The organism is Spirosoma oryzae, assembly GCF_003002825.1.
In the GTDB taxonomy this organism is placed as follows: domain Bacteria; phylum Bacteroidota; class Bacteroidia; order Cytophagales; family Spirosomataceae; genus Spirosoma; species Spirosoma oryzae.
In genome coordinates this window covers 281789-297165 of record NZ_PVTE01000007.1, presented here as the reverse complement: position 1 = coordinate 297165, position 15377 = coordinate 281789, and the positions used below count along the sequence as shown (strand labels likewise).

8 protein-coding genes are annotated in these 15377 nt (G+C 57.0%); 6 read left to right on the top strand and 2 right to left on the bottom strand.

Going from position 1 to position 15377, the window contains the following annotated elements:
* Positions 1–62 precede the first annotated feature (62 nt).
* The 5 genes from CLV58_RS10540 to CLV58_RS10520 all read left to right on the top strand — a co-directional run bounded on the left by CLV58_RS10540 (position 63) and on the right by CLV58_RS10520 (position 8535).
* Positions 63–473 carry a hypothetical protein gene (locus CLV58_RS10540; protein ID WP_106137753.1) on the top strand — a complete coding sequence of 137 codons (411 nt, stop codon included), beginning with the start codon at positions 63–65 and terminating at the stop codon, positions 471–473.
* 176 nt (positions 474–649) lie between these two features.
* A complete protein-coding gene (locus tag CLV58_RS10535) occupies positions 650–2788 on the top strand; it encodes an alpha-L-fucosidase (RefSeq protein ID WP_106137752.1) in 2139 nt (712 codons plus the stop codon).
* Positions 2789–2960: 172 nt separating this feature from the next.
* Positions 2961–5168, top strand: coding sequence for an alpha-N-acetylglucosaminidase (locus CLV58_RS10530; protein ID WP_106137751.1), 2208 nt, complete (start codon positions 2961–2963; stop codon positions 5166–5168).
* A 184-nt stretch (positions 5169–5352) separates the two neighbouring features.
* The gene (locus CLV58_RS10525; RefSeq protein WP_106137750.1) at positions 5353–6489 is read left to right on the top strand and encodes an acyltransferase family protein; all 1137 of its coding nucleotides are present in this window, start codon (positions 5353–5355) and stop codon (positions 6487–6489) included.
* A gap of 207 nt (positions 6490–6696) precedes the next feature.
* Positions 6697–8535, top strand: a complete 1839-nt coding sequence (locus CLV58_RS10520; RefSeq protein ID WP_106137749.1) for an alkaline phosphatase — start codon at positions 6697–6699, stop codon at positions 8533–8535.
* Positions 8536–8800: 265 nt separating this feature from the next.
* Here the strand turns inward: CLV58_RS10520 and CLV58_RS10515 are convergent, their stop codons facing one another.
* Positions 8801–10015, bottom strand: a complete 1215-nt coding sequence (locus CLV58_RS10515) for a nucleoside permease (protein ID WP_106137748.1) — start codon at positions 10013–10015, stop codon at positions 8801–8803.
* A 191-nt stretch (positions 10016–10206) separates the two neighbouring features.
* On the opposite strand from CLV58_RS10515, the gene CLV58_RS10510 reads away from it, so the two are divergent.
* Positions 10207–10926, top strand: coding sequence for a LolA family protein (locus CLV58_RS10510; protein WP_106137747.1), 720 nt, complete (start codon positions 10207–10209; stop codon positions 10924–10926).
* Between the two features lie 209 nt (positions 10927–11135).
* Here CLV58_RS10510 and CLV58_RS10505 read toward each other — a convergent pair whose 3' ends face one another.
* The gene (locus CLV58_RS10505) at positions 11136–15341 is read right to left on the bottom strand and encodes an NPCBM/NEW2 domain-containing protein (RefSeq protein WP_106137746.1); all 4206 of its coding nucleotides are present in this window, start codon (positions 15339–15341) and stop codon (positions 11136–11138) included.
* Positions 15342–15377 lie beyond the last annotated feature (36 nt).

Sequence of the window (15377 nt, the reverse complement as noted above, 5' to 3'; positions counted from 1 at the left end):
TGTCGGGTCGGCGTTCCAGACCCGGCACTACTGGCAATACACACAAACTACCCGACCTGTAAATGCCCTATTTCCTTCTACTTGTTACCCTGCTGCTCGTGGGTTGTCAATCAAAAGTCCGCGTCACTGAGTCCGATCTGAAAGGAGCCTGGAAGACCGATTCCATCTACCGCTACACCAACGGATTTGCGGAACGGAAAGCGGTACAAAACGACGCCGACAACATCGTTTACGATTACGACGGCAGCGGAACGATGACGATGCGGAAGGAAGCCGAAGCGCGCCCCGTTCGCTACCGGATTATCAATGGCGATTCACTACAGTATGTCGGGAAGTCAGGCACCGTGTTGAGCAGTTTTCGTATTCTGGCGTTCGAACCCGGCAAGCTGGTCCTCCGCAAAATGCAGGAACCGCTGTTTTCGGGCAAGAACCAGCTCGTCTACGAAATTCGTCTGTTTTCGCCAGTGAAGTAATGTAGTCCAGACCGGCCACCGCGTGGGCCCACGTCTGGTGGCCGCCAGGCCAATCACTCGTTGCGGTAGCTAGTTTGGTCGCTCTCGCGCCCTCCAGACGTGAACGTCTGGGTTACACGGCTACAATCCCGGCTGAATGGGTTATTTTGCCCGTTCAACTAAACCACTAACCAGCCATGGCTGTGCTGAGAACGCTCATCGTAACCCTTTTCTTCACCGGCTACGCCCTCGCCGGCTTTGCCCAGATTGCCCCCAACGCCCTGCGCGAATGGCGCGACCAGAAATACTCGATGTTCATCCATTTCGGGGGCATCTATTCCGTGCTGGGCGGTGTCTGGAACGATAAGCCCGTGACGGTGGGACTGAGCGAGCAGATTCAGGCCCATGCCGGTATCTACAGCGACACCTACGCCAAGGTGGCCCGGCGGTTCAACCCGACGCGCTGGAACGCCGACTCGATTGCCAGCCTTGCCAAACGGGCCGGCATGCGATCGATCGTCATTACCAGCAAGCACCACGACGGTTTCTGCATGTTCAAAACCGCCACGACCGATTTCAACGTGGTCGATGCCACACCGTACGGCCGTGACATTATCCGCGAACTCAGCGACGCCTGCCGACGCAACGGCACCAGTTTCGGTCTGTATTTCTCGCTTATCGACTGGCACTACCCGCAGGCGTCCCCCATTTCGAGCCACAACTCCGACCCCATTACGCCGGAGCACCACGACTATAACAAACGGCAGATCACCGAACTACTGACCAATTACGGACCGGTCTCGGAACTGTGGTTCGACATGGGGTCGATGAGTGAAACGCAGAGCCGTGAAATGCGCGACCTCGTCCACAAACTCCAACCCAACTGCCTGATCGGTAGCCGTATCGGCAACGACATGGGCGACTTTACGGTCATGGGCGACAACCAGGAACCCGACTACACGATTGGCGTACCCTGGCAGTCGCCCGCTTCATTTTTCGATGAAACCTGGGGATATCGCTCGTGGCAGAAACGCGTACCGGAAGCCGAAAAAGAACACGAGAAGCTGACCAGCCTGATTCGGGTCGTAAGCCGGGGCGGAAAATACCTGCTCAACATCGGCCCCAAAGGCGACGGTTCGGTGGTACCCTACGAACGCGACGTGCTGCTGCAAATCGGCCAGTGGCTGGCGAAAAACGGGGAAGCAATCTACGGCGCGTCGGCCGATCCCTTCTATCAGTCGTTTGCGTGGGGTAGCATTACCAGCCGACCAAACAAGCTTTATCTGCACGTGATGAGTCAGCCGGCCGGGAATCAGCTTACCCTGCCGGGGCTGAGCGGTACGGTTAAGCAGGTGTCGGTGCTGGGCGAACCGAATGTCAAACTCACAACCGTTCGGGGCAAAGATGGCCTGGGTATCAACCTGCCCGCCGGGTTCATAGCAGGTAAGACCATCCGCGTTGTCGCCGTCGAGTTTACCAATGGCTACCGGGTACGCCCGTACAATCCCGTTCCGCTCACCGACACGACCCGGTTGACCCACGCCAACTCGTACAAGCACTACAGCAACTCAGGCGTCGACTACAATGCGCGGTTCCAGAGTACCATTGCCGAATCGTGGACGCTACAGGTCGAACAAGGCGGTACCTATCGTCCGCTGCTGCTGTTCTCCGATGAAGAAAAAGGCCAGTCCATCGACCTGACGATCAACGGCGCGACGCAGACGGTAAAGCTTACGGGCGATAGTCCGGCCGAACTCGATGTCGACCCGGCTACGCTGACGTGGGGACCGCTCTACAAACTCGGCCCTATTCAGTCAGGGATTGAAGGAGGGCCAGCAAAAAACGGGATAGTCGACTTAAAAAAACCGGTACAGGGCCAATCGTGGCAGGCCATGACCGATTGGAAAAACGGTCCCGTTTACACCCTCCCCGCCGACCTGACCACCGCTTATTTCGTCACCCAGACCATCACTGCACCCGCCGATCGGCGGGTATTGGTTCGCATCACGAGTGGCGACGGCGTGCTGGTCATGCTCAACGGACAAACCCTGCTGTTACGCAACAACCCGGCGAAAGCACCGGAGCAGCGCGACGTCGTATTGCTGCCATTGAAAAAAGGAGCCAATCAACTGCTGGTGAAGACGTTCAACAACTTCCAGAAAACAATGCCTATCGGTATCGACTACGGCATTTCTCAACTGCTTTACCAGCAGGATCTGCGACCAGTAACACTATCAGGTGGCTCGGCGACAACGGTACAGTGGCAGGCCCACGACCCCGCATCACCCCATCGTACGCTGGTCCTGCCCAACCTGTCCCTACGCTTGCTGCGGTAATGTAGCCTAGACCGGTGCTGTGTAGCCCAGACCTCCCGGTCTGGAGGACGCGAAGCGGCCAATAGAGTTGCCATATTGAGTAGTTGGCCAATCATTATAAAGTTTTCGCTCGGCGCAATTAGCCTTGCGGCTACCAGACCTAGAGGTCTGGGCTACATTAACCCTCCCAATTATGCCCCTACGATTATCGCTATTCCTAATCACCCTCTGTATTGCCAACCTAACACAAGCCCAGTCAGCGACGCCGGGGCTGGACGAACGCGCGACCTACGCGCTCATCAAACGAATACTGCCGAGTCACGCGCAACAGTTCACCATCGCTCCGATTCCGAAAGATGGGGATCATGATGCGTTTGAACTGGAAAGTCAGGGCGGAAAAATCGTGCTGCGGGGCAACAACGGCGTGTCGGTAGCCAGCGCGCTCAAGCATTACCTCAACGAGTACGCCCACTGCGACATTAGCTGGAACGGAACGAATCTTAATCTGCCCAGCCCCCTGCCGGTAGTACCGAAAAAGGTACACAAAACCACACCCTATCAATACCGGTACTACCTCAACTACTGCACGTTCAACTACACCATGAGCTGGTGGGACTGGCCCCGCTGGCAACAGGAAATCGACTGGATGGCACTCAACGGTATCAACCTGCCGCTGGCGATTACCGGTCAGAATTCGATCTGGGACCGGGTGTACAAAAGCATGGGACTGACCGACAAAGACCTGGCAAGCTTTTACAGCGGACCGACCTTTTTCAACTGGTTCTGGATGGGTAACATCGACGGCTGGGGCGGTCCGCTGCCGCACTCGTTCATGGAACGGCACGAAGCGTTACAAAAACAGATTCTGGCCCGTGAGCGCGAACTCGGCATGACACCCATTCTGCCGGCATTCACAGGTCACGTACCACCCGCCTTCAAGGACAAGTTTCCGAAAGCCAACGTAAAACGCACGAACTGGGACGCCGGCTTCGACGACGTCTTCATCCTCGACCCCGAAGACCCGCTGTTCCCCGAAATTGGTCGCCGGTTTATTCAGGAAGAGATCAAAACGTTCGGGACCGATCACCTGTACACCGCCGATACGTTCAACGAAAACATCCCGCCGACCAACGATTCGACATTTCTGGCGCAGGCAGGCAGCAAAGTGTATCAGGCCATGGCAGCAGTCGACCCAAAAGCCGTCTGGATCATGCAGGGCTGGTTGTTTGTCTACCAGGCCAAGTTCTGGCAGCAACCGCAGATTCGCGCCCTGCTGAGTGGCGTTCCCGACGACAAGATGCTGATTCTGGATCTCTGGAGCGAAACAAAACCCGCCTGGCGCGACACAAAAGCCTACTACGGCAAACCGTGGCTGTGGTGCATGCTGCAGAATTTCGGCGGCAACATCGGCATGTTCGGGCGTATGGAGAACGTCGCCAACGACCCGGCCAACGCGCTCCACGACCCCAACGCGGGTAAACTGCGGGGTATTGGCCTGACGCCCGAAGGCATCGAACAGAATCCCGCCCTGTTTGCCCTGATGCTTGACAACGTCTGGCGCGATCAGCCCATTCAGCTCGATAGCTGGCTCAACGACTACGCCCACCGGCGCTACGGCAAGGTCAACGCCGACGCAGAAGCTGCCTGGCAGATTCTCCGCAAAACGGTGTATAACGGTGGTTTGACGGAAGGAACGCCCGAATCGATCATTTCGGCCCGCCCGACGTTCGCCAAAGACGGCCACCGCACGCTGACGACCCTGAACTATACTCCCGCTGACCTGTTGCCCGCCTGGGATCATTTTCTGAACGCCACCAATACGTTGCAAACCAGCGATGGCTTCCGCTACGACCTCGTCGACCTCACCCGACAGGTACTAGCCAACCATGCCAACGCGCTCCAGCAGCAGTGCGCCCGCGACTATGACGCCAAGGACACGAAGGCACTCGATCAGCACAGCCGTCAGTTCCTGACACTCATCGATGACATGGACCGGCTGCTGGCTACCCGCTCCGACTTTCTGCTGGGTCGCTGGCTGGAATCGGCCAAGGCGTGGGGACAGTCGCCCGCCGAGAAAGCACTGTATGAGCAGAACGCCCGCGACCTCATTACACTGTGGGGTGACAAAAACAGCCCGCTGCACGATTATTCGAACCGGCAATGGTCAGGCCTGTTACGTAGCTTCTACAAACCCCGCTGGCAGCAGTTTTTCGACAAAGCGCAGGCCTCCCTCAAAACCGGCAAACCGCTCGACCTGACAGCCTTTGACCAGCAGATGCGCGACTGGGAGTGGAACTGGGTCAACAGCCGCGAGCCCTATCCCACGACCCCCACCGGCAGTTCCGTCGACGTTGCCAAAGCCCTGTATAAGCAGTACCGGCCGGTGGTAGTAACTAAGTAGCCTGGACCTCCAGGTCCGGATGGGCGCGAAGCGACCTGTCAGCATCCGCCGTAAACAGTTGCCCTGACGGGCACCCGGACGTGGACGTCCAGGCTACTATAGCCGACGCACCGGTCCAGGCTACGTTTCGATGTCTGGGCTAGAAAATGTATCTTGTCACTTTACAATCCTTCTCCCTGACTTTATGGCCAACACTGGTACCCGATTTTTATCACTCGATGTCTTTCGGGGTATGACGGTCTGTTTCATGATTATTGTCAATACCCCCGGCAGCGGTTCCGATTCATTCGGACCACTCAACCACGCACAGTGGAATGGCTTCACCCCCACCGACCTTGTCTTCCCGTCGTTTCTATTTGTCGTCGGTAACGCCATGAGTTTCGCCATGCAGAAGTACCATGCGCTGGGTACCGGAGCCGTACTGACGAAAGTCGCCAAACGCACGGCATTGATCTTTCTGCTAGGCTACCTGATGTACTGGTTTCCGTTTTTCAAGCTCAGCCCAACCGGCGACATCCTGCCGTTCCCGTTCAGCGATACGCGCGTCTGGGGTGTGCTACAGCGCATTGCCGTCTGCTACGGGATCGCGTCGCTGCTGGTTTACTTCTTTTCGTTCCGAACGGTGGCCGCACTAAGCGTCCTGTTTCTGGTCGGCTACTGGGGGCTACTACTAATTTTTGGTGACACCCTGAACCCGCTGACACCTACCGGCAACGCGGTGCTACGGCTCGACCGGTTTATGCTGGGCGAAGCGCACCTGTACCACAGCCACGGTCTGATTTTCGACCCCGAAGGCTTGCTCAGCACGCTACCGGCTATCGTGAACGTTGTAGTCGGCTACTATGCCGGCAAGTTTGTTCAGAACAAAGGCAAAGGCTACGAAAGCATCGCTAAACTACTGCTGACGGGTGCTCTGTTCCTGTTCGTAGCCTACGCCTGGGATCTGGTGTTTCCCATCAACAAAAAGCTGTGGACGAGTTCGTTCGTACTGCTCACCACCGGTCTTGACCTGTTGATTATGGGGGCGCTGATTTATGTCATCGAAGTCCGGGAATGGACCTGGAACAACTGGACACGTTTCTTCGTCATCCCCGGCAAAAATCCGCTGTTCATTTACCTGCTATCCGAAGTGCTGGCCATTATCCTGTACATGCTCCCCGTCGGTCCGGGTATTAGCGCGTTCGACGCCATTAATACGGCACTCTTTCAGTCGGTAGCCCCCGGCCCGATCGGCTCGTTGCTGTTCGCCCTCTGCTTCATGCTCCTCTGTTGGGCTGCCGGCTGGTGGCTCGATCGCCGGCACATCTACATCCGTGTCTAGGTTTTTCGACAGGATTACAGCCGGGCCGCCGGGCGGATTGACAGGATTTATTCAACACATCGCTCATGCCATAAAAAATCCTGCCAATCTTGTAATCCTGTCAATACCCATTTTATCTGTTTGTTAAATCACGGGCTGCCGGGGCCGGGTGGGCAATCAGAGCGGTATTTTTGCGGGATCGGCCGACGGATAAACGGGCGACATTACATGAAAAAACTAGTGTTGACGGGTCTCTTTCTGACCCTGACGTATGCAGGCTGGGCGCAGAATCGGCCCGTTTATTCACCGGCGCAGGCCCACGCGCACAACGACTATGAACACACGATTCCGTTCTGGCAGGCGTACGATCAGCAGTTTGGCTCCATCGAAGCCGACATCTATGCCCGAAACGGTCAGCTTTACGTAGCCCACGACTCCGTCGACATCAGCGACAGCCGCACCCTCAGTGCCCTGTATATTCAACCCATCGTCGGGAAGGTGCGGACCAACAAAGGCAAAGCCTACGCCGACGCGCCGTACGGCCTACAGTGGCTGATCGACCTGAAAACGCCGGCCGCTCAATCGCTACCCTTGCTGGTGCAGCAGCTTGCCGCGTATCCGGATGTCTTTGGCCCGAACGGACCGGTGCAGGTCGTGGTCAGCGGCAACATACCTAAGCCCGAGCAGTTTGCGCAGTACCCCACCTGGCTTCAGTTCGACGGTCGGCCCGGTGTTGCCTACACACCCGAACAGCTCGCCCACGTAGGCTTGATTAGTCAGGCATTCCCAACGTACACGCGCTGGAATGGTAAAGGATTGATTGTCCGAAAAGAGCGGGACCGGATTCAGGCCGTCATCGATCAGGCGCATCAGCAGGGCAAAAAGATTCGCTTCTGGGCCACGCCCGACAACGTCAATACCTGGAAGGCCCTGATGAACCTGGGCGTCGATTACATCAACACCGACAACCTGGCGGGACTGGGCCGGTTTCTGAGTACCCGACGGGCGGCTGAGTACCAGGAAGCGCATCAGCCACACACTATCTACCAGCCGACCTATCGAAACAACGACAGCCGCAGCCGGGTCAAAAACGTGATTCTACTGATCGGCGACGGTATGGGATTGACGCAGATCTACGCGGGCCTGACCGGTAACCGGGGTGACCTGAATCTGGCCCACATGCTGAATATCGGCTTCTCGAAAACCAGTTCGGCCGACACCTACATTACCGATTCAGCAGCGGGTGGTACGGCCATGGCGACGGGCGAAAAAACCAACAACCGCGCGATCGGTGTCGATGCAACGGGCAAGGCGATTCCGGCGACTCCGGTGCAAATCAAACCCTGGGGGATGACCAGTGCTGTCATCTCGTCGGGGCCTATCACCGACGCGACGCCAGCCGCTTTCTACGCACATCAGCCCGATCGCATGTTCGAGCGCGAAATCGCGTCCGACTTTCTCCAAAGTCCCGTTTCGATTCTCATTGGGGGCAACTACCGCCACTTCGATGAGCGAAAGGTGCTCGATACGCTTCGGCAACGCGGCTTCCAGACCAGCCACACGTTTGCTGACCTGAACAAGCTGAAAGCCCCCTTCGTACTACTCGACGATTCCGCCGTCGTGGCGATGAACAAAGGACGGGCCGACTTTCTGGTGCCGTCGCTTCACAAGGCGACGCAGGAACTGAGCCGCAACCCGGCGGGCTTCTTCATCATGGCCGAAGGCGCGCAGATCGACTACGGCGGTCATGCCAACAACGTCGGCTATGTCGTGCAGGAGATGCAGGATTTCGACCGGGCGATCGGCGAAGCGATGAAGTTTGCCGACAGCAATGGTGAAACGCTGGTCATCGTCACGGCCGACCACGAGACGGGGGGCCTGAGCCTGCTCGACGGCGATATCAAGCGCGGCTACGTTGACGGCAATTTCAGCACCAACGATCACTCAGCCGTCATGGTCCCGGTTTTCGCCTACGGCCCGCATTCGCTCGACTTCCGGGGCGTCTACGAGAATACCGAGATTCAGCACAAGATCATGGCGATCCTGGCGAAATACCATAAGAAGTAGTGTATTGGGAGTGAGTGTAGCCTGGACCGGTCCGCCGGCGCGGGTCTACGTCCGGGTGGACGCGAAGCGGCCTGTTAGCGTCCGCCGGAAACAGTCGCCCTGACGGGCACCCGGACGTGGACCCGCGCCGGCGGACCGGTCCAGGCTACATATACCCCCACTGCGCCATTTTATATCAAGCCCGAAAAGACGCCTTGACCAGTTGGCCCGGGCGGCCACCAGACCTGTAGCCGGGCCAACTGGTCTGGGGTACAGGTACCGGCACTTACACCGCCAACTGATCCTCCTGCGCCAGTACGCGCTTTTTATCGGAGAAGAAGACGATGAAGAGGACAAGGACGACGGCGGCAATGCCAGCTGGCACGAGCCATACGCCAAGCCAGTCTTTCGACCCGTCGGGACGAGTGTAATAGTCGAGCACGATACCCGCTATTTTCGAGCCGATCCCCATACCGATGCCGTAAGTCGCCAGCGAGATAAGCCCCTGTGCCGACGATTTGATCTTGTCGCCCGCCTTATTATCGGTGTAAATCTGGCCCGTTACGAAGAAGAAATCGTAGCAGACACCGTGCAGAATGATCGCCAGATACAGCAGCCACTCGCCCGACCCGCCATCGCCGTATCCGAAGCCGATAAACCGTACAATCCAGGCAACCAGCCCCACGATCAGCATTTTCTTGACGCCCAGGCGGGTGTAGGCCAGCGGAATCAGCAGCATAAAAATCACTTCCGACGCCTGTCCCAGCGACATTTTATTTTCGACGTTCTGCATGCCACCATCCGTCAGTGAGGGGTTGGCCATAGCGTAGTAGAACGACAGTGGAATACAGATCAGCACCGACGACAGAAAGAAAATAGCGAACGACCGGTCTTTAAACAGCTTGAACGCATCGAGCCCCATGATCTGGGTGAATGAAGTCGATACGATTGCCTTAGGCGGGGTATTAGGCAGGAAAAAGGCGAAAATCCCCAGCGCAATGGCGGCTACCATCGACAGTTGGAAGATCGTTACCTGATCGCCGAAGCCGTAGATACCGACAATGTTCGTCACCACGATCCACGACACCGTTCCCAGTACCCGGATTGGGGGAAATTCCTTCTCCGGCACGTTCATCTGCTGCATCGCAATGGAATTGGTCAAGGCCAGCGTGGGCGCGAAGGTTAGGCAGTAGCCCAGTATGAGCAGGAAGAAATTATCGGGACTGGTGTTCTGCGTAATCAGGTAGAGCAGCGCGGCACCCAGCAGGTTCAGCACACCCAGTACCTTCTGCGCGGCAAAGTAGCGGTCGGCAATCATACCCACGAAAAACGGCGAAATCAGCATGGCCAGTGAGAATGCAGCATAAGCACTGCCGACCTGATCGCCGGACGCATGCAGCGTCGTCAGCATGTATTTACTCATCTGGCCGTACCAGGCACCCCAGACAAAAAACTGGAGGAACATCATCACCATTAATTTTACGCGGGTTGAAGCGAGCATCGAGGTTGCAGGAAGTTAGGGGTTAAACCGGATGAAGGTAAAAAACACCCGTCAGCCCTGCAAGCCGCCTACCCCCTAAAGTTGCCAGCCAGCCCCAATGTTGCTGCGATTTCGGCCACAACCGCTGATTTTCGCGCCGGCTTTGAGCCCGTATTGCTTACCTTTACTGACCTAGTTTGACTACTTTATTCATGAAAAAACAACTCTATACGCTGATCGTCCTGCTGGGCACCTCAGCGTTGTCGTTCGCGCAGACGGCCGACGAAATCGTTGCCAAGCACATCACGGCGCTGGGTGGTGCCGATAAAGTCGCTGGTGTAAAAACGGCGCAATACGAACAGACCATGTCGGTTGCCGGTATGGACCTGGTCGGCAAAACGTCGGTTGTGGTTGGCAAATCCGCCCGTAGCGACATATCGGTTATGGGACAGACCATTACGCAGGTGGTCGACGGCGATAAAGGCTGGGCGATCAACCCGATGCAGGGTGGTACCACCGCGCAGGATTTACCTGAGGATGTGGTGAAACTACAAAAAGCCACTACCGAGCCGACGGGTATGCAACTGGCCTACGCCAAACTGAACAAGCAGCCGTACGAACTGGTCGGCAAGGAAAAACTGGACGGCAAGGATGTCTACAACATCAAAATCACGAAGCCTGAAGGTACGTACAGCTATTACGTCGACGCGAACAACTATCAGTTGGTCGGCACTAAATCGGACATCACGGTGCAGGGCCAGAAAGTGAACGGCTCGGCCATGTTTGCTGACTACAAAAATACGGATGGCCTGATCCTGCCGTACACGCTGACCCTGACGGGTGGCGGTATGCCGGGTACCGTCACGGCGAAAGTAACGAAGCTGCTGATCAACGCCCCCGTCGATCCGTCGGTATTCGCGAAACCTAAGTAATTATGGAGTGTGTAGCCTGAACTTCCCGGTCTGGAGGCCGTCAGGCCAACTACATTAAGCGGTAGCCTTTTTGGCCGCTATCGCGTCTGCCAGACCGGGAGGTCTAGGCTACACCGGCTACACAATACGTCAGGTTATACCATCGACTCCACAAATCAAATGGCCAGTTCGCGCTTGCGAACTGGCCATTTGATTTTTCGTCAATCACGTTACTCCGTGAGTATCAGCTTCTGCGTTTGCCGTTGATTCCCCTGCGTCAGCATCAGGACGTAACTGCCCCGGTTGAGTGAGCGGACGTTTAGCCGGATAGTATTTTCACCAGCCGTAACGGCCTGCTCAGTTTGTAACACCGCTTGCCCGGCCAAACTAACTAATTGCACCGTCGCGGTTCCGGCGGTTGGCGCGTCGTAACGTATCCAAACGGTTTCCTGCGCCGGAACGGGGTATACCAGCACCGTCGCCCGGCTCGCTTCCGCCACGGCCTGCCGCCCCGACCCCATACTGGCCGGGTACAACCGTACCTGCGGAATCGGCTGTTGCCCCTGACCAGGATACAACCAGAGCAATTTCGCCGTAGCGCCACCGCCGTATTCGAAGTATTCCATCCGAATGTCGTACCGTTGGCCAGCCGTCAGATTCAGCACCTTACCCGCAACGAGCGTCGGTCCCTGCGGTACCCACTGATCGATAAGCTGCGTACCATTAACCCACAGGCGCACGCCGTCATCGGTCGTGGCGTAGAATGTGTAACTGCCGGTAACGGGTGCTTCGACCTGCCCTGTCCAGCGAACCGAGAAGTTATCGGTCCCTACCCGGCCCGCTGCAGGAGAACTATCACTCCACTCGAAATTCACGGTATCGTCGCGACGCGTCAGCGCGGCCGAGCCGCTCAAGGTTGTATTCGGATAGTAGTCGCCCCGCAGCCCCGTACCGGACCCGTTGCCGGCTACCGGCGTCGTTGTTGCGCCACCCGTCGGAATCAGTCGGGCACCGGCCCAGTCGCCGTGGTCGCAGGCAGCCCCATCCCCCCCGTCGGTAACCACCAGCGTCAGCGTTTGCTTGCCCGACACATCCAGCACCAGTGATTTAGTTGCGGTGGCTGCATTTACAATTCCACTGCTATAGACCTTATTGCCGTCCAGGAAAACCTGAAACTCGATCGTCCCACAACCCACGCTGGCAATCTCGTCATCCAGCCCCATGTCGGTAATGAACTGCGTATACTGTCCACCCAGGTTATAGCTAATCGACGAAGCCGCGTGTACCCCCAGCCCTTTGGTGTAGGTTTGCCCGTTAAGGGTGATGGTCCGCCCGTCGCCCGCGTTGGCTTCACCGTTGCTTTTGTCTTTCTCAACGGGGCCATAGCCATTGGTGACCGATGTCCAGCTCAGGTCTGACAGATACACGCCCGATCCCGATGGGGTTGGGGTAGGTGTCGTTGTCGGGACGCGGAAGAACGCGCTGGCTGGTATTACCTGTTTGTTGAGGCTGGGGCCGCTGTAGCTGGCGCTTAGCGACTGACCGTTCACCCCCTGAAAATAAACCACCGTGATGGCGTGTTTCCCCGCTTTCAGGCCAATCGATCCCGACCGTTCCTGATCGCCATGAACCCCATCATTGCTCACAACCTCGGTATTGCCGATATAGAGTTTAGTACCATCGTCAGAGGTCGTGTAGAAGGTGTAAGAACCATCGGCAGGCGCGTTGATGTAGCCCGTGAAGCGAAGACCGTAGTTCTGATCCCGGCTGCGGGGTGACAGGTCTACCTGCCCAGCCGTACCCGTTTTGACCGGCGTCAGCGCAGCGAAGTTGGGCAGCGCACTCCAGTTGCCTTCGTAGTATTGGTAGTCGAGCCCGTTGGTAGTCGACGCCGGATTTTCGGGATCGCGCAGCGTCACGGCCGGCGGGGGCGTCGGGGTGTTGTTGACCTCTTTGAACAGGATAACCGATGCGTAGGGCTCGACCGTGACCTGCCCGTTATAGGAGTTGTTTTTCGCGTCGCGGTATGCCCCATTTAGCGACTCGACTTTCGTCTGCGCTGTCGTATTGTATACCAGTTTGATGTAATCGTCCGGGTTGACGGGACTCAGCGACACTTCATTCAGCCGGATATTGTCGAGCCAGGCCGACTGGCCGTCTTCGTCGGTCTGCACCACCAGAATCGCGTCAGATTCGTCAGCCGTAGCCGTAAAGGTGATATCGTACCCCTGTCGGCTGGTATTCAGCACATAATCCTTGCGCGGAGACAAATCCTGGTAGCTGCCGACGCGCTGCCGCAGGTATACCTGCACCCGCTTGGTAGCCGACGACGCAATACCGTCGAACAGTAACTGATAGGCCTGTCCTTTCCGCACCGACCCGACAGTCTGTATGGCGAGCGAATACGAGTTGCGCTGATTCGAGGCCGACGCAAACCAAAGCCGCATCGAGCCGCCGTCCAGCCGGTTCGAATTGTCCCAGTCGACGCGTCCGTTGCCATTTGGCGACCAGACACTCCAGCCGTTGGTACCGTCGGAGAACGAGTTATTAAGTCGGTTAGCCCCCGTCTGCGATACCACTTCCTGCTTGTAGGTAAACGGGCTACCGGTGGAATTGCGGTCCTGATTCCACTGCGCCTGCCATTCCGCCAGCGTCAGTACTTTACCCGTCAGGCCCGAACCGGGGTTCCAGACGGCCTGAATTTTAAACGCATCCTGAAACGGACTGATATACCGGTTGTTGTCGAACGGCCCGTACTGATTCAGGTCGTTGGCATACGATTCGTAGTCGGCCACCAGCTGATTGGGCGTCCGGCTGACAAAGATATTGTCCTGGAGCGTGTTGTTGCGGAAGGCACAGGGCTCGTTGTAGCCCAGCCGGATCTGCTCTTCACCGTTGTTGTAACTGGTGTTTCCCCGCACTACGACATTCGATGTACCGCGCAGCAGCAGCCCCTTCGATTTACAGTTGAACGTCGTGTTGTTGACGATCTCCGCGTTCTTCGAGCAGTCGTCCAGGAAAATACCGTTGGCCCCGGCGTAGAAGTCGTTCACGGTTCCTTCCGGCGCCCCCAGGCCGTTGAAGATCACGTTGGAAATGATACGGTTACCGCCGGGATTGCCATAGTCGCCGTTCCACGAATAGACGCCACTGCCATCACTTTTCGTCAGACAGAAGTTCGACACGACGTTTTTCTGAATGGTCGAGTTACTGAACACCGAGATACCGTTGTAGCCAATGTAATCCAGCACGTTGCTCTCAATCAGTACGTTAGCCGTCGCAACGGATTGCAAGCCGGTGTAACTACCATCGCCACTCCCGCCCCGGCCAGGCACCATGGCAATGCGTTGCAGCGTGTTCCCCCGGATCGTCACGTTCTGGTAGGGGCCGACGTACACACCGTTGTTGTTGACATCCTGAATCAGGTTGTTCTCGATCAGCAGCGTATTCCCCGAACCGACGGCGGTAATCGCATCGGCACCCAGCTTTTTCAGGTCGTTACCCGACAGCACCAGGTTCGAGCCATTGTTGACGGCGATGCCCGTGGTAAGCGTTTCGGCGATTTGCAGGTTACGAACCGTCACGTACGATACATTGGTCAGGTTGACAGCCTCCGAAAACGTGGTTACGGTAATCTGCTGATTGTTGGGGTTGCTCTGGTTATCGAACAGCCGGATCGTTTTGTCGGACGGATTATAATACCACTCCCCCGGCTGATCGAGCGTACCCGGATGTTTCTGGATGAAAAAGCCCCAGCCATCGTTCGGCTGGTATTTGGTTCCATTATCCGCCATCGACAGCGTGTTCCCGCTCTGACCGGTAATTGTCGCCCGGTCGAGTACCCACTGAACCGGCCGTATCACGACTTCACCGCCCGTCCAGTTACCGGGTAACGATTGTCGGCTGGTCAGCTGCGTTTTGCCGCTGTGCGACTGGATATTGAGGTAACCTCGCTCGGTATCGCTCAGATTCGGGTAGCGCCCCAGCGGCAACACTTCGCCGTTGCGGTACACACCTGTTACGTCGTTGCCGCAGCTCGAACAGCTTGCCTGCCAGGTGTTGTTTCCGATGTTGTTCCAGTTGCTGAGTTGTATGGAGCCCGCCAGCAAGGGCTTGTTCCCTTCGCCAAAGGCATCGACCACGATGGGCCGGTTGGCGACACCGGATTGCCGTATTTTAAGGCTTCCCCGGAAGGTATCACCCCGCCGGAACAACACCTGATCGCCGGGCTGGAGCGACAGGCTGTTGACTTTATCGATCGTTTTGTACGGCGCGTCGCTCGACCGACCGGAATTGCCATCGTTACCCGAGGCCGCTACATAATAGGTCGTTTGGCCAAAACTCGTCGACGAAAGACCGGCCAGCAGTAGCCAGCTGGTAGTCAGGCGCAGGGCCTTTGCCGGCCTGCTTAGTTTGCTAGTAAATAAACGGTGCACAAGTAAACGGAATAGGTACTAAAAAGAAATCTCCTC